13 protein-coding genes are annotated in these 22,860 nt (G+C 45.9%); 6 read left to right on the plus strand and 7 right to left on the minus strand.

Features of this window, described 5'->3' with window-relative positions; all coding sequences use genetic code 11:
* Positions 1–429: 429 nt before the first annotated feature.
* The 3 genes from ACPYIV_RS15760 to ACPYIV_RS15770 all read right to left on the minus strand — a co-directional run bounded on the left by ACPYIV_RS15760 (position 430) and on the right by ACPYIV_RS15770 (position 3,801).
* A complete protein-coding gene (locus ACPYIV_RS15760) occupies positions 430–1,155 on the minus strand; it encodes an outer membrane beta-barrel protein (RefSeq protein ID WP_293732498.1) in 726 nt (241 codons plus the stop codon).
* Positions 1,156–1,237: 82 nt separating this feature from the next.
* Complete coding sequence (locus tag ACPYIV_RS15765) at positions 1,238–1,861, minus strand: outer membrane beta-barrel protein (RefSeq protein ID WP_293732499.1); 624 nt, start codon at positions 1,859–1,861, stop codon at positions 1,238–1,240.
* A gap of 254 nt (positions 1,862–2,115) precedes the next feature.
* Positions 2,116–3,801 (minus strand): hypothetical protein, encoded by a 1,686-nt coding sequence (locus ACPYIV_RS15770; RefSeq protein ID WP_425883944.1) that lies wholly within the window; start codon positions 3,799–3,801, stop codon positions 2,116–2,118.
* Positions 3,802–4,146: 345 nt separating this feature from the next.
* On the opposite strand from ACPYIV_RS15770, the gene ACPYIV_RS15775 reads away from it, so the two are divergent.
* The 6 genes from ACPYIV_RS15775 to ACPYIV_RS15800 all read left to right on the plus strand — a co-directional run bounded on the left by ACPYIV_RS15775 (position 4,147) and on the right by ACPYIV_RS15800 (position 19,507).
* Positions 4,147–7,119 (plus strand): DEAD/DEAH box helicase, encoded by a 2,973-nt coding sequence (locus ACPYIV_RS15775; RefSeq protein ID WP_425883946.1) that lies wholly within the window; start codon positions 4,147–4,149, stop codon positions 7,117–7,119.
* Positions 7,120–7,229: 110 nt separating this feature from the next.
* Positions 7,230–11,231: a hybrid sensor histidine kinase/response regulator transcription factor gene (locus tag ACPYIV_RS15780; protein WP_425883948.1), complete on the plus strand. Its 4,002-nt coding sequence runs from the start codon at positions 7,230–7,232 to the stop codon at positions 11,229–11,231.
* A 163-nt stretch (positions 11,232–11,394) separates the two neighbouring features.
* Positions 11,395–14,541: a SusC/RagA family TonB-linked outer membrane protein gene (locus tag ACPYIV_RS15785; RefSeq protein ID WP_425883950.1), complete on the plus strand. Its 3,147-nt coding sequence runs from the start codon at positions 11,395–11,397 to the stop codon at positions 14,539–14,541.
* A 12-nt stretch (positions 14,542–14,553) separates the two neighbouring features.
* Positions 14,554–16,293 carry a RagB/SusD family nutrient uptake outer membrane protein gene (locus ACPYIV_RS15790; RefSeq protein WP_425883952.1) on the plus strand — a complete coding sequence of 580 codons (1,740 nt, stop codon included), beginning with the start codon at positions 14,554–14,556 and terminating at the stop codon, positions 16,291–16,293.
* 151 nt (positions 16,294–16,444) lie between these two features.
* Entirely contained in the window at positions 16,445–18,265 is a 1,821-nt protein-coding gene (locus tag ACPYIV_RS15795) for a heparinase II/III domain-containing protein (RefSeq protein ID WP_425883954.1), read from the plus strand.
* Positions 18,266–18,298: 33 nt separating this feature from the next.
* Positions 18,299–19,507, plus strand: a complete 1,209-nt coding sequence (locus ACPYIV_RS15800) for a glycoside hydrolase family 88 protein (protein ID WP_293732506.1) — start codon at positions 18,299–18,301, stop codon at positions 19,505–19,507.
* A 188-nt stretch (positions 19,508–19,695) separates the two neighbouring features.
* On the opposite strand, the gene lpdA is transcribed toward ACPYIV_RS15800, so the two are convergent.
* The 4 genes from lpdA to ACPYIV_RS15820 all read right to left on the minus strand — a co-directional run bounded on the left by lpdA (position 19,696) and on the right by ACPYIV_RS15820 (position 22,716).
* On the minus strand, positions 19,696–21,039 hold the full coding sequence (lpdA, locus tag ACPYIV_RS15805; RefSeq protein WP_425883957.1) for a dihydrolipoyl dehydrogenase: 1,344 nt from the start codon (positions 21,037–21,039) through the stop codon (positions 19,696–19,698).
* 10 nt (positions 21,040–21,049) lie between these two features.
* Positions 21,050–21,430, minus strand: a complete 381-nt coding sequence (locus ACPYIV_RS15810; RefSeq protein WP_299361760.1) for a hypothetical protein — start codon at positions 21,428–21,430, stop codon at positions 21,050–21,052.
* 29 nt (positions 21,431–21,459) lie between these two features.
* The gene (locus ACPYIV_RS15815) at positions 21,460–21,879 is read right to left on the minus strand and encodes a PH domain-containing protein (protein WP_293732509.1); all 420 of its coding nucleotides are present in this window, start codon (positions 21,877–21,879) and stop codon (positions 21,460–21,462) included.
* A gap of 135 nt (positions 21,880–22,014) precedes the next feature.
* Positions 22,015–22,716, minus strand: a complete 702-nt coding sequence (locus ACPYIV_RS15820; RefSeq protein ID WP_293732510.1) for a hypothetical protein — start codon at positions 22,714–22,716, stop codon at positions 22,015–22,017.
* Positions 22,717–22,860: the final 144 nt, after the last annotated feature.

The following is a 22,860-nucleotide window of genomic DNA, read 5'->3' on the forward strand; positions in this document are numbered from 1 at the left end:
AATCTATTATCCTCTTGACGGACAATCGGCCGCAAAGGTAAGCATTTACGTTTAATACCAACGTCCTGATACGCTATAAATTGTGTGGAAGAGATTAGAAATATATTAAAAGAACCGGCTGAATGACAGTCTAAAATCTGAAGATTTGCTGACATTCGGATGACGACAAACTGACATCTGTGGTTACACGGGCATGCGTTCCAAATTTCATGGGCATGCAATTACTGCTGCATGAGCATCTATTTGCAGACTCATGCTGTGGCTTTTCCGGACGATCCGGAGACAAACAGGTAAGCGTTACTGGCGAGAGTCGGGGAAAAGCCCTTTCCCGCTTCAAAAAGACGAAACGGAAAGAAAGGCTTTTTCTGCCGACGTGGGGAAAAGGATGGGGTATTGTTTGTCGTACGTCGTTTGGAAGTTCGGGTTGCTTCAAAACAAATACCCTATCCCTATCGTAATATTATGCTCTCTTCCCATAACACTATGCCGATACAAATTGACCTCATATCCTAAATTGCAAACGATGTTATGAGCCTGAATAGCGACTTGCGATGCGATCCCCATATCGAACCGGTCATAAGCATATAAGTCAAAAGTGCTCCAACTCTCTTGATGGATTGAGCTTGTATTGTTGGGAACTGAATAAACCGTTTCCGAGAATTTGTTTTTTCCGCCTACACCAATTGCAAAATAAGGTCCGGCAGCTATTGAAACTGCATAATTTTCGTTTAGTTTCCATTTGTATTGGGCTAAGAGCGGAATTTGTAAATAATCTCTTTTCGTGTCGAAGTCTTTGATACTGAATTGATTTATTCCTCCGTTATAATCAATTCCGTTTACACCGGGTGTGAATGGATATTCTTGGTAGGTTCCATCAGGTTTTTGTAAACGTAATGCTCCGGTTGTATAAGCTTCTTTCTTTTGGTAAAAATATAAACCGGAAGCAACAGCCCATCCTTGTTCGCCTTGGAAGTTATAGTTCAACCGCATTCCGATGCGAGGTGAGACCGTCGCATCCATAGTTTTCTTTTTCAATATGGAAACACCGGCTTCAGGCATCACCTGTAATTGGGCATTGGCCTTTATACCTGTACTTACGGCAAGGATAAGGATTAATACGAGGCTTTGCTGAATAAACGACTCTTTTTTTCTCATATTATAAACTATTTATTTGTTGTATTCATCGATACGACAGGAAAAATTGAAAAACCCCCATCCTGCCGCTTGGTTATTTTGCTTATTTGATAGAAAACGGGATGTACACCGATAGCATCAAATCAGACAAATGCCCCCGACGCCCGAGTGCCGGACCGTCGTTGAAGTGTTTCAGTGTGTTCAGGAAACCATATTGATAAGAGAGTCCCAATTCGCAATGTTTACTCAACCGGTAACCGGCTTTAGCCATTACGGAGAGGTCGAATACGGCTTGAGGCTGTACATATAATGTAGGAGCTGCCCCTAAGCCGAAATGGAATTTGTCGGTAAGGCGATAGTTCCAACTGGCGGTGATGGAAATCGGCATGATGAAATCGGTAAAACTTTTTCCGTCTTCACTTGTACCATAATTCCCATCACCGTCTCCTTCAAAGAAAAGAGAATACTGATACGTGCTCATGCCTTGGAATCCGATCGTTGCATCCAAGTCAAAAAAAGATTTGCATTCGGGCTGGAAACGGACACGGTAGCCGATCATACCATTGCCTTTCAAATCATGGTTATAACCAAGATCAGATGTGTTCCAATCTGATTTGTGGCTGTCCTGCATCGGAAAGCCGATACCGCCACCGATCAACAGACCGTGTTCGGTCTGAGCGAAAGCGGTGGTTGAAATGAATAAAAATAATAATAATAATTTTTTCATGGCTATTCGTTTATTTTGAATTTAACTTTCTTTTTTGCAAAGCAAGGAAGCGAAATTGCCAGAACCAATATCAGACTCCCCAATTTTCTAATTGCGTTCATTCCATTTTTGTTTTAAAAATCTTTGGCAAAAGTAGTAGTGGACTTTGAGAGCGCCAAAAACGGTCAAAAAGTATATGGACAAGCCTGGATTTATATGGACAAATAGCCTTAAAGCTTTATGTTTCAATAGAAATGCAATATAAAATGTAAGAGTTAAATTACGATATTCTCCAATGTCTTTTGAATGATAAATTCGCAAATTCCTGTTTTTGTATTGGCTAGTTTCAACGCTTGGCGAGTTCTAAGCCTGCGTTTATTGGCAGAATCCGGATTGATCCCTAAAAGCATAGCTTCTGATTTTATGCTGATATTCAAGAAACTAAGGTAGCAGGTTTCTATCTCGGCTTTTTTCAAAGTTTCTATATCTTGTACGGCTGCTTGCCAGTTCGGACAAGCGGAGTCAATCAGCTCTTTTAAGTTCTCCCAATCTTGTTCTGAAAGCGTTTGTCCATATTTTTTCTTGTTGTTCGTACGCTCTATCAGCTCTTGGAAAAGTAAGGAATGCTGTAGTTTCTCACATTTCAGAATAAGGATTTCCTTTTTGGCTTGAACCATTTTTTCGCGAATTTGCATATCCTCTTCTTTACTTGTACTGATGTCGATTATCCCTTTTTGCTTGATTTCATTTTCCAATTTAGCTAACAGTTGCTCTTTTTCGTCTAATAGTTGCTGCTGTTTATTGATTTTATCCAGTCTTTGCTGGTTCTTATACAGATAGAACAAAACGCTGGTTAAGCTGACGAAAAGGATAAGCCCGCTTAATAAGTAGATGATAGAATATAGTTTTTGGTTTTGTCTGATAACGACCAATGAATCATGTCGCTTTTCTGCATCGATGATATCGACTTGCATTTTTACATCATACAGAGAATCTTTTGCTTCGCAATATTGTTCCAAATATTGTAATGCTTCTAATGGGTTATTATCTTCTTCTTCGATCATATAATTGGTATATAAACGATCCGAATAAAAATATGGATTTCGACTTGTCGAACCTGTTTTTTCTAAGTAAAAGCGTGCTGAATCCAATAGGCCGTTATTTAAAAACATATGACTTAATGCCATATAGGTAGAAGCTTTATTTATCGTGTCATAAGCCAAACTTCTGAAGAAATAGGACTTCGCCTTGTCTATTTGATCCAAGTGCTTATAAATATTCCCTAATCCGTTTGCAATCGAAGCTATTCCGACTGAATCATTCATTTCTGTAACGATCGAATCGGCGTTCAGCATTAGGTCAAGTGCGAGGGAAACAGAATCCTCGAATACCCAGGTTATGCTGATATCCCGCAAGGCAAACGCATAACTCCGCGTATTATTTGCTTTTTTGAAAAAGGCGGCAGCCTCTTCATACTTTCGCCGTTCTTCGGAACGTTGCCCGGTGTAAGTGTACAAGTCTGCCATATAACTGCAGATATATCCGGCTACATTATATAAATGTTTCTCCTTTGCCAAATCCAACGCTTCCGAATAAGCATTTGTTGCCGGGATGAAAAGTTTGTCTTCCATATACGAGCGTCCCAAGTACAGGCCGATCCAAGCCTCTTGCTCTGCTGTTCCGTGACTTTTGTACCAGTCTAAAGCGCGGTTGAGCTGTTCGGTGTAGAGCATGTCTTTAAATAGCTTATCTGCCGCCCGGCTATAGAGCATACACCAACGGGCGAACTGCCGTTCGTTCAGTTTGTCCGGCAGTGCTATTCCTTCCAATATCGCGTATGCACTGTCCGGATGAACCGGCAGTAACGTTTCCGCCCGATCCATCTGTTCCGAAGCGACCTGATTTTCCCTGCAAGAGAAAAAGGCGATGGATAAAAGAACAAATACAACTATGTTTTTCATACGAACGGAGATTGTTATCTTACAAAGATAAGCAAAATAATGGGATTTGTAAAAAGAAACGACAATATCCCCCGGAAAGTCGGAAATACAACATAAAAAATTGAACAGTAGCAATTTATTGAAAATGCCTGTTTGTTAAAAAATATTACCCTTGCGGGTAATTTGATTTAGATGGGGTAGAAAATCGAATTAGACGCGGTAGTAGTTTCGATTTGAACCAATAGCTTTTTTAGAAAAATGACAATAAGGGGCAAGTGCGTATGGATGAAAATGAAAGAAAATTCCGGGTGATCTTTTGCCGGATCAGTAAAAGCCTTCTATCTTTGTAAGATTGAAGGAAAAGATATGTCTGAAGGCCGCCAGCTAATAGTAACGATTAATAATCATCCCGTTTTCGGTCCGCTGCTGATCCCGTATTTGGCGAAAGAAGTTTCGCCGGGTGTGCTCGAGGCGGAGGAGAAAGCGACATTTGTAGAAGAAAACCGGGTGTCTACGGCCGAGAAAAAGATTATTTCCCTGGCCCAGAGTTATTCCGAAAAGAATTTGATGAAAGTGTATTCGAAGGAACGGACCGTTAACGCGTTCCTGTCGAAGCTGTCCGATCCTGCCCGGAGAGAGCCGGTGCGGAACTATATCGACCGGAAGCAACGAGAGATTGTCGAGCTGATCCAGGCTTCATCCATCCCTTTGTATATCAGGGAAACAGCTACTAAGTTCCTATATGAACATCACCGGATTTTTATTCCCGTCACTTTGGCCGAGGCCTCGTTCAGATTTGAACTGACGGAACAAGTCTTCCGCTATGCAGTGAACTGTGAATTGGAAGGACGTTTGGTCCCACTGCAAAGGAAGAAACCGGTGCTTGTTTTGTGTGCACGGCCCGCCACATTGGTGTTGGGACGCGATTTGCTTGTATTCAAGCGGATCGAGATGCCGAGGCTGAACCCTTTTCTGGAAAAGACATTTGTAGAAGTACCCGCCTCCCAGGCGCGCCGCTATCTGGAAAAGATCGTCTTGCCGATGATGGTCCGTTATCCGGCCAGCGCTTCTGGCTTTGATATGATAGTGGAATACCGGCCGTGCGTGGCGGAACTGTCCGTTACGCCCTCCGTGTTGGACCGTCCGGTTTTGCAGTTGCGTTTTTATTATGGCGATGCCTGTTTTTCCCCCGGGCAGGCAATGCAGCGTTGCTACCCGCGTTTGGAGGAAGAGGAGGGAAAACCGGTAGTCCGCTATTTCAAACGGAATCAGCGGAAGGAGCAGGAATGTCTGGATTTTTTGCACGGCTATGGCTTTACGCAAGTGGGAGATATGCAATTTTCGCTTGCCGGCTGTGTATCGGAATATGCACTGGTCGAATGGCTTCTTAAGCATAAAGAAAAGTTGGAAGTTCATTTTACTTTGAATGTCGATGGCGGTTCCGGTACGACTTATTTTGTGGGAGATATTCTTTTGGAACAAGATATAGCGGATACGCCGGACTGGTTTGAAATCCGCATAACCGTCCGTATCGGGGAGTATGTATTCCCGTTTATCCTTTTCCGGAAGCATATCCTGGAAGGCGATCGTTTGTTCAAATTGCCTGACGGGAAGGTGGCTTTGCTGCCGGAAGAATGGTTTGAAAAATATAGCGACCTTTTTAGCTTTAGCAGCGAACTGGAAGGAAAGTTGCGTGTGCGTAAGATGTATGTGGGGTTGGTCGACGGGTTGAAAGACAACAATGTTCCGGCCGCTTCGAAAGAGTATGTGGAAAAAGAAGAGATTCCTGTTCCTCCCCGGATACATGCAACCCTCCGCCCTTATCAACAGGAAGGCTTTACATGGATGGCGCATTTGGCCGCCAACGGTTTCGGGGGTTGCCTGGCGGACGATATGGGATTGGGAAAGACTTTGCAGACCATTACATTATTACAATATTTATATGATCCTTCTGCCCCCGAAACAGTGCGGCCACAGAAGCCGGTGCCTTTGTCGTCTTATACGGCCGATAAGTTCGGACAATTTTCTCTTTTTGGCGGAGAAGAAGAGGGAGCGGATTCCGATTTTGTCGTCTTATCTTCCGAAACGGCTTCTCCTGTGCGGGCAACGGTACAGCAGGAAAAGGTGCAAGCCTCTCTTATTGTCGTCCCCGCCTCCCTGCTCCCTAATTGGAAAAGGGAGATACAACGGTTCAGTACTTTGCGGGTATATGAATATGCAGGGGATCAGCGAAGCCGTGAACCGTGGAAGAAATTTGACCGCTATCCGGTTGTATTGACGACCTACGGGCTACTGCGCCGGGACATTGAATTACTGGAAAACTATACCTTCAAATATGTGATCCTGGATGAAAGCCAGAACATCAAAAATCCCGACTCAGTCTCTTATCATGCCGCCATGCGTCTTAAGAGCGACAACCGGTTGGTATTGACCGGAACTCCGATCGAGAATTCGCTGAAAGACTTGTGGGCACAGTTCAACTTCATTAATCCCGGCTTACTGGGATCACTGGCGGATTTCAGGAACCGTTTCATCAATCCGGTTGTAAAGGAAGGCAACGAGCGTGCCCGTCAGCGGTTGCAGCACTTGATCCGTCCGTTTTTCCTTCGCCGCACCAAAGAGCAGGTCGCACCCGAATTACCTCCGCTAATGGAAGAGGTGGTCTATTGCGGAATGTCGGAAGACCAGCAGGATGTTTATACGAAGGAGAAAAACACGTTGCGTAATTCTTTACTTGAAGAATGGCATAAAAACAAAATCATCGCCCTGAACGGCATCACCCGTCTCCGCCAGCTTGCCAATCATCCCGGTATGATTTTCCCGGAATATACGGGAAGCTCCGGGAAGATGGAACAGGTGCTGGAAGCGTATGAAACTCTGCTTAGCGAGGGACATAAGGTCTTGATATTTTCGTCATTTGTCACCCATCTGAAACTGCTTGCCGCCGAGTTTGAGGCGCGCGGCTGGGAATATGCGTTGCTGACCGGAAGTACGACGGACCGTGAAGGCGAGATTGCCCGTTTCTCCCGGAATAAAGAGGTCTCGGCCTTTTTTATCTCCCTGAAAGCCGGAGGCGTAGGACTTAATCTGACTGAAGCCGATTATGTCTTTATCCTCGACCCGTGGTGGAATCCGGCGGCCGAAATGCAAGCGGAGAGCCGCGCGCATCGTATCGGACAACAAAAACAGGTATTTGTTTTCCGCTTCATCACCTCCGGCACGATCGAAGAGAAAATCCGCCAGTTGCAGGAACGGAAAAGCGATTTGTCAGACCGCTTTATCACAGAAAACGACCCGCTGCAACAATTGACTGACGAGGAGTGGAGGGAACTTATTTGAGAAAAGCGATAAAGACAGTATTTTGCTTGCCTGAATATGATATCATGCAAATATCGTTATCTTTGTGTTGAGGAACGAGAAAACTATTTTATCAGTTTGTGTAAAAAGATATGAAAAAGCTACTTCTGTTGTTGTGTTTTGTATTCATACACCAGATGGCCTATCCGGTTTATTTTAAACATCTTGGCATGAGTGACGGTTTGTCGCAGGTCTCCGTTATGTCCATTTATCAAGACCGGTTGGGACGCATGTGGTTCGGTACGCGCGAAGGCGTCAGCATCTATGACGGGGAACGGATGCGGGTGTATAAAGGCTGGGAGAACCTGGACCCGGAAAGTTCTATAAATGTTTTACTCGGACATGAATGCGACCATCTCACCGGAAACAGGCAAGGGGATATTTTCTTCAGAACCTGCGATTCTTTGGTGAGATATGATATCCGGAAAGAGAAGTTTTGTGTCGTCGGCGGCTGTAAGGCGAAAACGGTTACTTCGGCAAATGGTGATATATGGACAGGGTATGACGATATGGTCTGCCGGTATGATGAAAAAGGAGATAGTCTGCAACTTTATGCGAAGACAAACACCCCCGGCATTTCTTGCCTGCTGATTTCGGAGAAGAAGATTTGGATCGGAACTTACGAAGGTTTGTATGTGATTGAGGAGGATAAAAAAATTCGTTGTCTGATTGAAGGACCGGAATTTTACCGTTTATTTGAAAGTTCTACGGGCGAAATATGGGCCGGTTGTCGTACCGGTGGCTTATACAGGATCATGCAGGATGGGAGGATCACTTGGTATTCGGAGACCAAACCCGCACCTTTCCATATAGAAAACAGCCAAATCCGGAGCTTTGCCGAAGACCGGTTTGGAAATATCTGGTTCGGCACTTTTATGGGACTGCACAAATATAATCCCTATACGGATCAGTTTACAGTATATCAGCAGGATCATTTGCCGGGTAGCCTGTCACATTCTTCTGTTTTCTCCATTTATATAGATGCACAGGAAACCATATGGGTCGGTACCTATTATGGAGGTGTGAACTATTTTAATGCGGAAAGGGAAATATTCGCCCATTATACGGATAACCCTTTGAGAAAGGAATGTCTGAATTATTCGTTCGTCGGGAATCTGGCGGAAGATAAAGAGGGTAACATCTGGATTTGTACCGAAGGGGGTGGATTGAACTTTATGGATCGCAAGACACGCACCTTTAAATACTTCACTGCCGGTCATCCTAATTCGGTATTGCAGAATAACCTAAAATGCATTGCGTACGACGAGAAGCGGAACCGTTTGTATATCGGCACGCATCACGGAGGGCTTACCCGCTACGATATAAGGACCGGTATTTTTCATAACTACCTGGATGATTACAGGGAAGGAGACATAAAGCCGGATGGTATCATCTTCCATACGATGATTCATAACGATAAGCTGTATGTAAGCGCGATGAACGGGACTTTTGTTATGGATCTCGATACGGACCGGTTCCAATGGCTATGCAGAAATGCCCAGAGCTTTACGATCGATAAGGAAGAAAATTTATGGATTTTGATCGGGACTTCTCTATACAAGATAGAACTCTCCCATCCGCACAATCAGAAACAGTATGCTTTACCCCGCTATGGAATCCAGTTCGAACCTAAACGGATCATGACTACCCGCGACGGGGATATCTATTTTGTGGTTTTGGGAGGCGGCCTGTATCGGTATGACAAACAGACCGATTCTTTCATCCATTATTCGCAGGAAAGCGGACATCTATTGAGCAATTATTGTTACAATGTTGCAGAGACCAATTCGGAAGAGCTGCTGGTGACCAGTGATAAAGGAGTTACCTTCCTGAATCCTTTCAGCGGAAATACCCGGTTTGCGACGCTGGGGGCGAACTTGCCGATCACATCCATTGCGGATGGCTGCGGGATTCTGGTGTGTCGGAATAATGAACTTTTTGTCGGAGGGAATGACGGACTGACCTCTTTTTACCGGGAAGACCTCGATAAGACGGAAAAGAATTACTCCTTATATTTTTCAGAGTTGTATATTCATAATAAAAGAATCTATCCGGGAGCCGTTTCGGGGAATATACTGAAAGAAGCCTTTCCTTTCAGCAAATCCATTCATTTGAACTACAAGCAAAACAATCTGATTATAAACTTTGCCACAACCAATTATATCGATATCCAAAAGAATAATGAATATCAATACCGGTTAGTCGGTTTTGACGATGATTGGGTTTCCACTTCTTCTTCCAGTATCTATTATACGAACCTGGATCCCGGCAAATATACATTACTGGTTCGTGAAAAGAATCTGTCCCGGCACTTGATGAACCATCGTGAAATATATCTGGATATCCAGATTGCCCAACCCTGGTATAAAACGGGTTGGGCGTGGGCGCTGTATATCCTGACTACTATTACAATCACTTATTTGACTGTAAGGATTTTGAATGCCAGGCGTAAATTGGCGTTGTCCCTCGAAAAGGAACGGGAAGAGAAAAGGCGAAACGAAGAACTGAACCAGGCGAAACTACGTTTCTTTACCAACATCAGCCATGAGTTCCGGACGCCTCTGACGCTTATTATTAGTCAGATAGAAATGCTTTTTCAGAGTTCTTCCCTTCCTCCGACCCTGTATAACCGGATTATTAAGATCAGTAAGAATGCAAACCGGATGCGGAACATGATTTCCGAACTATTGGAGTTCCGGAAGTTAGAACAAAACTATGTCTCGTTGCATGTTTGCGAACAGAACCTGATTCCCTTTCTGAAAGATATTTATCTTTCGTATTGTGAGTTGGCGACTCAACAATCCATTACATTTAATTTTCAGAATGCAGAGGAGAACATCTCGTTATGGTTTGATTCCAATCAGTTGCAGAAAGTGTTTTACAATCTTTTGTCAAACGCATTTAAATACACGAAGCCGGGAGGTACGGTAGAATTGTATGTATCTTCGGATGAAAATGAAGTCCGTATAAAAGTAATCGATACGGGCATCGGGCTTTCGGCAGATGACGTATCGCATATCTTCGACCGCTTTTATCAGGCCGAAAACGGGAAACAGGTAGCGGGAGCCAATCCCGGTACAGGGCTCGGACTGGCTTTAAGCAAGAATATCATTCATCTTCATCATGGGGATATTGCGGTGCAGAGCCAGGTCGGCTATGGAACGATATTTACAGTTACGTTGTTAAGGGGAAAGGTTCATTTTGAAGATGATAAGAATGCGATTCTTCTGGAAAGCCCGGACGAACCGATGATTAAGGGAGAATCCTTGCCGGATTCCATTTCCCCCGAAGAATACGAAGAAATGGATAAGGCCTTTCCCGGTTTAAAGGCTGGTTCTTATAAAGTTCTGATTGTCGAGGACAATGAAGAGTTGTTACAGATATTAAATACACTTTTTGCCCCTTTCTATCAGGTTATATTAGCCGGGAATGGGGAAGAAGGATTGCGGAAGGCGAATGAGGAAAAGCCGGATCTGGTTGTCAGCGACGTTATGATGCCCTTGATGAGTGGTATGGAGATGTGTATGAAAATCAAGAATAATATCGATTTGTGTCATATTCCGGTCGTTTTGCTGACGGCTCTCGATTCTGTCGAATATAATATAGAAGGACTCCAACAGGGGGCGGATGATTATATCAGTAAGCCTTTCCATGCAAAAGTATTGTTGATGCGCTGTAATAATTTGATCCGGAACCGTTTGTTGTTGAAGTCCCGGTTGACTAAACAGGTTGACTTTGATGTGCAGTTACTGGCTACAACTTCATTGGACCAGCAGCTTTTGAACCGGATAGTGGAGATCGTCGATCAGCGGATGGGAGAACCGGACTTTGATGTCAATGCTCTTGCACGCGAGTTGAATATGGGGCGTAGTTCGTTCTTTACAAAAGTCAAGAACCTGACCGGAATGACTCCCAGTGAATTTATACAAAACCAACGCATCAACCGTGCGGCCACCCTGTTGCAGGAACGACCTGATTTACTGGTGAATGAAATATCGGACCGGTTAGGGTTTGCCTCGACTGTATATTTCAGCCGATGCTTTAAAGCGAAGTTCGGAGTATCACCCGCTCAATTCAGGAAAAAAGAGCAGTAAAAACCGCATAGAACCGCTAATCGTTTATATTCAAATAGTTAAAACTTCTATTTGGACTGTGTGTATATAAGAAACGGACGCTCTGTATAGGTCCGTTTTTTTATGCCCGGCTACATTTGCCTCCAGAGTTTATCAAAATTTATTAATCTAAATCTACCTATTCATGATGAATGATTTAAACATTCCTTTCTTTAGGAAAACAATGTTTGCAGGAATGGCCACACTATTCTTGTCGACAGGAGTTACCCAAGCCAATCCGGTCAGTACCGGTGAGGAAGTGACGGAAAAGCACGCTGTAGTATCATCCCAGCAAACGAAAGTAACGATTATGGGAACGGTGAAAGATGCGCTCGGTCCGGTAGTCGGTGCCAACGTGGTGGAAAAAGGGACCACGAACGGAACAGTTACGGATATGGAAGGACGTTTTTCTTTGCAAGTATCTTCGAATGCCGTGCTGGTCGTTTCCTATATCGGTTATATTGACCAGGCGATTCCGGTGAACGGAAAAACCTCTTTCACGGTTCTGCTGAAAGAAGATTCACAGGCTTTGGATGAAGTGGTGGTTGTGGGATATGGTACGCAAAAAAAGGTGAATATGACCGGTGCGGTCGCTTCTGTCGATATGAGCAAGATGGTCGACAGCCGTCCGATCACTTCCCTATCCGCCGGACTTGCCGGTATGGCCCCCGGCGTTTCTGTCACAGCCGGTAATGGCGGACGTCCCGGTAACGACGGGGCAACGATCCGTGTGCGCGGGCAGGGAACGTTAAATGATTCCAATCCGTTAGTAATCATCGACGGGGTAGAAGCCAGCATGAATAATATCAACCCGCAAGACGTAGAAAGCATTTCGGTATTGAAGGATGCTGCTTCATCTGCCATTTATGGCTCTCGTGCGGCAAATGGTGTCATTCTGATCACTACCCGCAGGGGAAAATCAGGTGAAGCGAAAATATCTTATAATGGTTATGTCACTATGCAAAAAGTGGCCAATCGTATCGACTTGGTCTCCAATTATGCCGATTATATGGAATTGTATAACGAAGGGCAGCTCAATAGCGACCTTCCCGCCATCTTCAGCCAAGGGAAAATCGACGAGTGGCGGGCTGCCGGTAACAGCGATCCTGTCAAATATCCGAACTCTGACTGGCAGGACGCTCTATTCCAGACAGGATGGATGCAAAATCATACGATCAATATCAATGGAGGATCTGACAAGATTCACTATTATATATCCGGTAATTACATGAACAATCCCGGTATTATGGAAAATTCCGGGTATGAACGTTATAGTGCCCGTGTCAATTTGGACGCGGAAGTCAAAGATTGGTTTACTATTGGTGTCAATGCTTACGGTACGCGTGGAAAAGAGGAGTTGGGGTTATTGAAAACCGAATCGAATAATAATTTTTATACCTATATGCAAGCTACAACTCCCGGTATTTGTTATCAGGCACCGGATGGCCGGTATGGAGGTGTGAACAATCCGGAAGACGACCCGCAGAGTAGCTCCAACAATGTTTTGAAGATGTTGAACGATGTCAAAGGGAATCGAACGACCAATAATATCGTTTCTCGTTTCTATGCCCAGTTGAGGCCGTTGAAAGGATTGACGATCGAAGGTTCATGGACGTATGCTTTTTCCGACCAGTTCTTGTATCAGCAACCGGTTTTCCATGATCTGTGGAATTTGTATGACAACACGTTACAGATTGCCGGAACCGGAGTTTCAAAGGTTATCAACCGTAACAATAAGACCGTCCGCAACAATATGGATGGGTTAGTCAGATACGAAACAGACATCGACCGGTTGAATATTCAGGCAACGGTCGGTGCCAGTCAAGAGGCTTACCGAAATAATTGGTTTGAAGCTTCCAAGGAGAAGCTGACCTCCTCGGAATTGACGGAGTTGAATGCCGCTACCGCCAATGCTACGGCAACAGGTACCTACTCCAATTGGTCTATGCGTTCATTTTTCGGTCGGATCAATTTGAACTGGGACGAAAAATACTTGTTGGAAGCCAATCTTCGTGCCGATGCCTCTTCGCGTTTTGCTGAAAAATATCGTTGGGGCTATTTCCCCTCTTTTTCATTGGGCTGGCGTATGGAGCAAGAGGCTTTCATGAAAGATATCTCATGGCTTAACCAGTTGAAAATCCGCGCCTCGTATGGATCATTGGGAAACAATGCTGTGGGTAACTATGACTATCAGTTGTATTATCAGGCCTCTAATTATGTCTTGAATAATGCCTTGCAGGTCGGTATGGCGCAACGTGCTCTTTCGAATGCGGCATTGACTTGGGAAACTTCCTATGTTACTAACTTTGGTGTAGACTTCGCTCTGTTCTCTAAATTGAGCGGAACTGTCGATGCTTTCGTCAAAAAGACCAAAGGGATTCTGATCGAACTACCAGCTCCATTGGTGCATGGTAATGCTACGGTTCCTAAATCCAATGCGGCTGAAGTCCGTAACCGGGGTGTCGAGTTGAGCTTGAATTGGAACGACAAGGTCGGTTCTGTTAATTATTTTGTCGGGGGTAATTTCTCATATGTCAAAAATAAAGTGACGAAGTTCAAAGGTGACGAAATGTCTCTGAACGGCACCAACATGATTTTAGAAGGAGAACCGATCAATGTCCAATATGTGCTTTCGGTTGATCGAATCGTCCAGACGGAAGAAGATATGGCGATAGTAGATGCTATGGAAGCTAACAATCCGGATGCTTTCAAGCAATACAAGAAGCCGGAATATGGAGATTTCCTATATAAAGACGTTAATGGGGATGGATGCATCACTGATGACGATAAGATTAAAGTCGGCAATGGTACCAACCCGACATTCACTTTCGGATTCAATTTCGGCGCTAACTGGAAAGGCTGGGATTTCAGTTGTATCTTGCAAGGTGCTACCGGATTGAAAACCTATTGGAACGGATTGGATGGCGCCAGCTATTGGCCTCAAGTACGCCGGGGTAACCAGATCAACAAGACTATTGCAGACGGACGTTGGTATCCGGGGCGTACGGATGCCACTTATCCGCGTCTCTTAAACTATACCGACGGACGGAACCGGGTGGCAAGCGACTTTTGGGTACAGGACAAGTCTTACCTGAGGGTGAAAAATGTCCAGTTGGGATATACTGTTCCGAAACATCTCTCGCAAAAACTCCTGATCGATAACTTCCGTTTATATGTCAGCATCGACAATGCTTTGACCTTTACGGGATATAAGGGATTGGACCCTGAGGTGTCGGGCACGAAATATCCGACTATGCGATTAACAACATTTGGTTTAAACCTTACATTTTAAATAGTTGAAGACATGAAAAAGATCATAATCTATTTGGCAACAATGCTTTTAGCTGCCATGACGTTCACCGGTTGCTATGATTTGGAGACCTATCCGGGAGACAAAGTCAACGAAGGAACATTTTATAAGACCAGCGATCATGCTCATCAAGGTTTGATGGGAATCTATGGTATGTTGCGCCTGAACGAGGCATATGGTTATCAGTTTTGCTTTGACCATTTGGGAGATATCGCTTACGGGTATAATTATTATATGATGTTCCTGTCTACCTATACCGACCGAGATGGAACGATACAGGCCCATTGGCAGACCTTTTATGACGGTATACATCGTGTCAACACCTTTATACGTTCAGTAAAGGGAATGGGCGGTATCATTACTGACGAACAGATCAATGAGTATGTGGCGGAAGCCAAGTTCCTTCGTGCGTTGTTCTACTTTTCCTTGACAGATCTTTTTGGCGGGGTACCCTATTATGACGAATCGACTAACGTCAACGAGGAGTTTATGAACCTGAAGAAGCCGAGAAGCAGCCTCGAAGAGGTGCGTGCCCATATTTTGGAAGATTTGAACGAAGCAATCAAATACCTCCCTGTCGAACACGCCGCCAGCGAATATGGCCGTGCAACTAAAGGCGCCGCCTACGCCCTTCGTGGTAAAGTGCACCTTTACGACAAGGAGTGGCAATCTGCCATCAACGATTTTGAGGAAATCGTCTATAACAAGTCTGATAACTATGGCTATGCCCTCGATGACGATTACGCCCGTGTTTTCAAACTCTATAACGGGGCCAAAAGTCCGGAAACGGTCTTCTCGATCCAGAACAAGAGTGGTGTCGGCACCGAGTATGGTATGCAGATACAGGCCCTGATGGGGTGCCGTGGCGCTTACGGGAGCTGCTGGAACAATACAGTTCCTTCTACACAATTGGTGGATATGTATGAGTTCAAGGATGGACGTCCATTCAACTGGGATGAGATTTTCCCCGGTTATAACGCGATGACACCCGAACAGCGCAAGGAGCTCCTCAGTGTCGAGATGGATGGGTCTGGAGCTGTCGTAGGGCTTCGTGAGGCGGATACCACCAAGATACTGGGTGCCTATACCTGCCGCGACCCGCGTTTGATGGCCTCCGTGATCGTTCCTTATTCCCACTATATGGGAAACATTGGTCGAACGACTAACGTGGATTTGATCTTTGCTTTGGACCATAACCTGTCGGGGAATGCCAATGGTGGAACGATCCAGAACAATGCCGGTTGGGTCTCTTATCTCTATCGGAAGTTCGTGGCCGAAGGAGATCAGGGCGGTGCGATCAGCAACCGTTTGCATACACCGTTCGCTTTTCCATTGATCCGCTTTGCTGACGTTCTCTTGATGCTTTCCGAGGCCTACAATGAAGCAGGACAGTTAGACAAGGCTGTGACCGAATTCAACAAGGTTCGTGCCCGTGTCGGTATGCCGGGCTTGAACTCCGGTCCTGAGTGGATGGTTGTCAGCAATAAAGAACAGATGGCCGAACGGATACGCAAGGAACGTGCCGTTGAGTTTGCCGGGGAAGGACTTCGTTTCAGCGACTTGCGCCGTTGGGGATATGAGATTGCCCGCAAAGCGCTCGACAATGTCGATGCTGTCAATATCTATGGCGAACCGATCTATACCCATCTGTTTACCGAACGTGATATGCTTTGGCCTATACCCGGTGTGGAAAGGGAACGGAATGAGGCGTTGACACAGAATCCGGGTTGGTAACCTCTATCCATTAAGCAGTTGTGTTAAGTTTGATATAGTAGCATGGAGACACAGAGTCGCGGAGCTCTGATTTGCATAAATGAAAGCTTTATGGACACTGTGTCTCTTTTATTGACTTTGGATATTGAAAAATCCTTTAACTTATGTGTTTATGAGATCGATCAATTTATTAGGTTTATTTTTCCTGTTGTTCTCCTTTACATTGACGGGGCAGAATCTCCCTGTCAGGCAACCCCGGAAAGAGTTGCGCCAGCATCCCAGGTTGCTTTTCAGCAAGCAGGAGGAACAGCGGGTTCGTGATTTATTCGGAACAGAGCCCTTACTGGATAGCTTACGCGCCAGCTTGATGAAGGAGGCGGAACGTTTGTTGCCGGTTCCTCCCCAGGAAGATCCTCGAAGGAAAATAAAAAACACGAAAGACATACTGCCTGTCAGCCGTGAACAGGTTTACCGGATGGTCAACCTGGCGCTGGCCTACCGATTGAGCGGTGACAGACGTTTTGCGGAGAAGGCGGAAAAAGAACTGGTCCACGTTTGCAATTACCCGGACTGGGACCCTGTCCACTATCTGGATGTGGCGGAAATGACAACGGCCGTAGCCATCGGTTATGACTGGTTGTACGATGTGCTGGCCCCTTCGACCCGGCAGTTGGTTGTCCATTCGATTAAAACGAAAGCATTGGACCTTGTTGTTGAGGAATATAAAAACGGGAATGCTGATTCCTGGGCGAAACGTGAAACGAACTGGAACGTGGTATGCAATACCGGAATGGTATTGGGTGCTTTGGCTATTGAAGAACATTATCCGGAACTGGCGAAGCACATTATCGGCGAAGCAGTCCGGTACATTCCGAACTGCCTGAAGCATTTTGCCCCGGACGGCGTTTGCTATGAGGGACCTGCTTATTGGGGATATACGAACATGTATCTGTCTCTTTTGCTGAAAGCGCTGAATGATAATTTGGGTGAAGACTTCGGGCTCTCGAAAATGGAGGGTGTGGATAAAAGCGTCTTGTATTATATGCACAGCACAAGCCCTTCCGGCAAGATATTCAATTTTGCCAATTCCGGCAGTACGGCTCCTGCGGCAGAACCTATTTACTTTTATTTCAGCCGGGCTTTCAACCAGCCGGAAGTCGCGGCTTTTTACCGGAAGGTCTTGTCAAAGACCGTACAAGGGGGGAATTATTTCAGATTCTATTTCCTGTCCATTCCCTGGTACGATACAGCCTCTTCTACTGCGGATGCCTTGCCGAAACTGAAGGTCTACGAAGGTATCAATGATATTGTCGTGTTCAACGGAAACCGGAATATTCCTAACAGCCTCTATCTGATCGCCAAGACCGGAGATCCGGATATGGCGCACCAGCAACTGGATATCGGAACCTTTATTGTCGAGACGAACGGTATAAGGTGGACGGACGATCTGGGGACCGATAACTATAGCCTGCCCGGATTCTGGGATTACAAGCCGGACGGACAGCGCTGGACGTATTTCAGAAATTCGAACTTCAGCCACAATACACTGTCGATCGACCATAAATTGCAAAATTCGGCCGGGACAGGCGAGATCGATCGGCAGGACGACAAGGCCACCCAACCTTTTGTCACAATGGATATGAGCACGGCTTATGCCGGACAGAGCCGTTTTGTTTACCGGACATTCCGTATGCTCGACGATACCCGCATACTGGTTACGGACAGTGTAGGGTTGCAGAACCCGTCCCAATCGGTACAATGGTCCGTGATAACTTCGGCAGACGTCGAATGCAAAGGAAACACTGCCGTTCTCAGGAAAGACGGTAAATCTTTTTCCGTGAAGATTGCTTCGCCTGCCCATGCATCTTTTACGACAAAGGCGGCAAAAAGGGGGACGGAAGCGGAGAAGCCGATAGAGGGATATACAATCCTGTCGGCATCGGTATCGGGTGAGCCTGTACAGGTGATCAAAGTTCTCCTGTCGGGAGAATAGAGAAGTAATTACATTAAAATAAATAATATAGATATGGTAAAAGTGAAGCATTTAATGGGCATGGCACTCAGTGTTGCGTTGATTTCCTGCGGAGGGAAAGGAAACGGGTTTGTTGAAGAGAACGTAGAGTTTGCCCATAAACAGATAGGAAAAGAAATCGAGCTGATCGAGGCGAGCGGCAAGTTTATGAACCCGACTACGCTGAATCCGGACGGTTCCGTTTATTATTGCAATCTGGCGGACTGGCGCAGTGGTTTCTTCCCCGGTTCGGTCTGGTATTTGTATGAGTTGACAGGAGATAAGAGCTTGTTGCCCCTTGCCCGGAAATACACCGAAGCGGTGAAAGATGCCAAAAACATCAAATGGAACCATGATGTCGGCTTTATGATCTATTGCAGCTTTGGGAACGGCCTGCGTCTGACGGGCGATCCGGAATACAAGGAGGTGATTGTCGAAGCCGCCCGTTCCCTGTCTACCCGTTTCCGTCCGGTGGCAGGGATTATCCAGTCGTGGGACGTGGACAGAGGATGGATTTCGGAACGGGGCTGGGAGTGCCCGGTGATCATCGATAATATGATGAACCTGGAACTGTTGTTTGCCGCTACACGGTTGTCCGGCGACTCTGCTTTCTATAAGGTTGCCGTTTCGCACGTCGACCGCACGATGAAGGAACAGTATCGTCCGGATGGCAGTTGCTATCATGTGGTGGATTACAGCATGAAAGACGGTTCCGTACGCAACCGCCATACGGCACAGGGATATGCGCACGAATCGGCGTGGAGCCGTGGACAGGCTTGGGGGATTTACGGTCTGACACTGTGTTACCGGGAGACCGGAGACCGGAAGTATCTCGACCTGGCTTTAAAAGCGGTCCGTTTTATGTTCAATCATAAAAATACGCCCGAAGACCTTGTGTTCTATTGGGATATGGATGCGCCGGATATCCCTGACGATTACCGGGATGCTTCGGCAGCCGCTTGTATCGCCTCTGCTCTGTATGAGATCAGTACGATGGATGTACCTGAACCGCAAACGTATAAGGCATATGCCGACCGGATCATGAAAAGCCTGGCTTCTCCGGCTTATCGGGCTAAATTGGGGACGAACGGAAACTTCTTGTTGATGCATTGCGTCGGAAGTATTCCGCATAATGGAGAAATAGATGTCCCGTTGAATTATGCCGACTATTATTTCCTGGAGGCTTTGAAGCGGAAACGGGATATCGAGCAAAAGCCCTCCTAACCCATATGAAAGTTTCATGCAGTGAAACTTTCAGTTCCATTAAGTGAAACTCCGAGTTCCATCAAGTGAAACTTTCAGTTCCATGCCGATGAAACTTTTAGAACTTGCAAGGCTTTTCATAAAAAGATCCCGACCCTCCGGACTGTCTGTCAGGATGGATCGGGATCGATCATGTATGGTAAATATTATCAGAGCGCTTCTTTAATGATCTCGCCTACGGTCGGATGCGGGAAGACGATGGCTTTCAGTTCGTCCGCCTTCATACCTTTTTCGATGGCGATACCGGCGATGACGATCAGCTCGGAAGCTGGATTCCCCAAGAGGTGGGCGCCGATAATCGTTTCGTCTTCAGCCAAAATCAGCTTGCAAACGCCGTTGCCCTGCTCGTTTTCGGCAACAAAGCGGCCGGAGAATGCCATCGGTATCTTCTTGACGGAATAGGGTGTGCCTTCGGCTTGCAACTCTTCTTCGGTCTTTCCGACGCCTGCGATTTCGGGGTTGGTATAGACAACACCCGGAATGGCTTTATAGCTCATGCTGCGGTTCTTGCCTAAAATGTGATCGACAGCCACTTCGGCTTCGCTGACAGCCGTATGGGCCAGCAGGGAGAAAGCGGTGATATCGCCACAGGCATACACATTCGGGATGGAAGTTTGCATAAATTCGTTGACCTTGATCCCGTTGCGGAAAGGTTCGGGAGCCAGTGTTTCCAGACCGAAGCCTTTGGTTACGGGACGACGCCCTACGCTCAGCAGGACTTTTTCACCCTGGATGACGAAAGTCTCGCCGTCTTTCTCGACCGTCACATCGCCACCGTTTACGGCAGTCACCTTATGCCCCAGGTAGAACTTGATGCCCCGCTTGGCATATTCGGCCTGCAACAGCTCAGACAATTCCCTGTCCATCGGACCGAGGATCTTATCCAGCATCTCGACCACATGTACTTCCGTCCCCATACTGTTGAAGAAGGAAGCGAACTCCATGCCGATCACACCGCCTCCGATAATCACCAGCGAAGCCGGAAGCTCTTTGGATAGCAACGCTTCACGGCTTGTCCAATATTCCGTCTCCGACAATCCGGGGATGGGAGGAATAACGGTTTCAGAACCGGTGCAGATGAGCAGATTGGCTGCTTCATATACGGTTTCGCCACAGGCGATAGAGATCGTCCCGTCGGCTGCACGGCCTTTGATTTCGGCTTCGCCGCTTACCACTTCCACACCGTTCTCCTTCATCTTCATACGGATGCCGGCCGTCAGTTTCTTTACTACTTTATTTTTACGGGCGATAATCTTCGGGAAATCGAAAGCGGGGTTCTCTGCGCTCACCGCATATTTGGAGGCGTGTTTGATCGTATCATACACTTTCGCAGAGTAAAGCAATGTTTTTGTCGGCACGCATCCTTCGTTCAGACAAACACCGCCCAGCGCGTTCTTTTCAAAAAGCACGGTGGACAAACCACCCGCAGCCGCCTTCTCGGCAGCCGTATAACCGGCAGGACCACCCCCGATTATGGCAACATCGTATTTCATGTTCTCAGATTTAATTAAGTTTTATATTGGGATTAATTTCTAATAATTTATCGATAAAAGCTTGTCCTTCTTTCGGATAAAAGCAACGAGATCTCTCCTTGCCGTTCTCCATCCAGGTATAGAAGATGCGATAACCACCCTTTCTGAGCCGTTCTATATGGGAGATAAAGGATATTTGGATGATGCCATTCAGGTTGCCGGTATCTGCAATATAGTATGGAGTACAAACAATAAATAAAGGAGTAAGCATACTCAGACTGCAAAGGAATGCTTTCAGCCAATCTCCATACCAAATACCCAAAAACTGACATGCGCCCCATAATACAACTGTACACACAATCAGCCAGTACACCTTGGGATTCCTAAGATCTCTCTTAAACTTAGCTTTCATACTCGATTAGATTTACATTACCACACGAGTCAAATCATCGGGTCCTTTATCTGGATACCGGGATTATGCTTCTTCAGCAGCTTGACGAAGTCCTGTTTATTGACCGGTGAAACCAATAACCACTGCGTGTTTCCTTTGTAAATGATCAGACGGTCCAACGACAAGGCGTAGCTCGAAACAGGCATTACCGTTACTTCAACGGCGCTGATCTCCGAAATAGGAATCTTTTTCTCCGGGAAAATACTGCAATGGGCTATCAGATAGCCATCCGCCGTTATTTTATACCAGGTCGACAGCAGCATATGAATGCACTCCAATGTAAACAACAGTAGTACGATCATCGTTACGGGAGATTTGCCCCCCACAAATGCAAAAACAGTACTTGCAACCATCACTAAGAGCACCAAATGGTACCACCAACCGACTTTTGATTTAAAGACTCTGTCCATATCCTGAATTTTGCCGAAAGATAGTCATTTTATTTCTTTTGGCGATTCAGGAAAAAGAAAATGCGCTGCAACTTCTCAGTAACAGCGCATCCACTTAAACCGGTCAAACAATTCCAAAAAGGAATATATCATTCATTACTTTACAACTTCGAGGACAGTATAGTATTGCAACTGATTGTTGTTGTTATACTGTTCGTTCTTTACGACACCCACGTTCGGAGCGTACCATTCATATCCGTAGCCCTCGATCGTTTCTTTTGGGGAGCGGGATTTGATTTTATATTTTACTTTCGTGCAGTCGAACGTTCCGGCGGGAGTCGTCACCTGTTCGGTTGTCACATATTCGCGGTCGTAGATAGACACGTTCTTGCGATCCTTCCGGTTCTTCTTCGAGTAGATCTGGATATAGGCATCGTCAAAATACATATCGTCTGCGTTACCGGAAGGCGCGTTCGACACGCTCGGATAGTTGATAACGGCATCGGTAGCAGCCAGGTCAGACTGAATGGTAGACACAAAAGACGGGTTCGACAAAGCCTCTTTCATCTCCATAAAGAACTCTCCATTCTGGCAGAATGCTTCCAGGTCACCCTTGTCGTAGACTGTTCCTGCATCATTCACAAACACATAATCGGCTTCCACTTCCAAGCCCGACGGAATGTTCTTCACTTCGTCGACCGTGTAGGTCATCACACTTTGCAGGTTTCCTTTTGCATCGTAGCCTTTTTTTACGAGCTGCGTGCCTTTGGTCTGCGGGAAAAAGAACGTACAATCCTGAGCCATCGCACCGGCTGCAAACAGCAAGGCCAGGGCGCTCAATACAACTTTAGATTTCATATTTTAAAACGTTTAAGTGTTAATAATTAGCAGGATATCCAATGCCCCAATAGAACAGGGTTTCTTTCTGAGATGTTTACGGCGGGAAGTTTAAAATATCCAAAGAATCAGTAATGCGGACTATTTTGCACGAAAGCGGCCTGT

It is taken from the genome of Parabacteroides vesiculifaciens, from assembly GCF_049860805.1.
Classification (GTDB): Bacteria; Bacteroidota; Bacteroidia; order Bacteroidales; family Tannerellaceae; genus Parabacteroides.

Coding starts and splice junctions, on each gene's coding strand:
- ACPYIV_RS15800 (WP_293732506.1), top strand. CDS start 18,299: ATGGTAAAAGTGAAGCATTTAATGGGCATGGCACTCAGTGTTGCGTTG.
- ACPYIV_RS15760 (WP_293732498.1), bottom strand. CDS start 1,155: ATGAGAAAAAAAGAGTCGTTTATTCAGCAAAGCCTCGTATTAATCCTT.
- ACPYIV_RS15820 (WP_293732510.1), bottom strand. CDS start 22,716: ATGAAATCTAAAGTTGTATTGAGCGCCCTGGCCTTGCTGTTTGCAGCC.
- ACPYIV_RS15795 (WP_425883954.1), top strand. CDS start 16,445: ATGAGATCGATCAATTTATTAGGTTTATTTTTCCTGTTGTTCTCCTTT.
- ACPYIV_RS15815 (WP_293732509.1), bottom strand. CDS start 21,879: ATGGACAGAGTCTTTAAATCAAAAGTCGGTTGGTGGTACCATTTGGTG.
- ACPYIV_RS15780 (WP_425883948.1), top strand. CDS start 7,230: ATGAAAAAGCTACTTCTGTTGTTGTGTTTTGTATTCATACACCAGATG.
- ACPYIV_RS15770 (WP_425883944.1), bottom strand. CDS start 3,801: ATGAAAAACATAGTTGTATTTGTTCTTTTATCCATCGCCTTTTTCTCT.
- lpdA (WP_425883957.1), bottom strand. CDS start 21,039: ATGAAATACGATGTTGCCATAATCGGGGGTGGTCCTGCCGGTTATACG.
- ACPYIV_RS15810 (WP_299361760.1), bottom strand. CDS start 21,430: ATGAAAGCTAAGTTTAAGAGAGATCTTAGGAATCCCAAGGTGTACTGG.
- ACPYIV_RS15785 (WP_425883950.1), top strand. CDS start 11,395: ATGATGAATGATTTAAACATTCCTTTCTTTAGGAAAACAATGTTTGCA.
- ACPYIV_RS15765 (WP_293732499.1), bottom strand. CDS start 1,861: ATGAAAAAATTATTATTATTATTTTTATTCATTTCAACCACCGCTTTC.
- ACPYIV_RS15790 (WP_425883952.1), top strand. CDS start 14,554: ATGAAAAAGATCATAATCTATTTGGCAACAATGCTTTTAGCTGCCATG.
- ACPYIV_RS15775 (WP_425883946.1), top strand. CDS start 4,147: ATGTCTGAAGGCCGCCAGCTAATAGTAACGATTAATAATCATCCCGTT.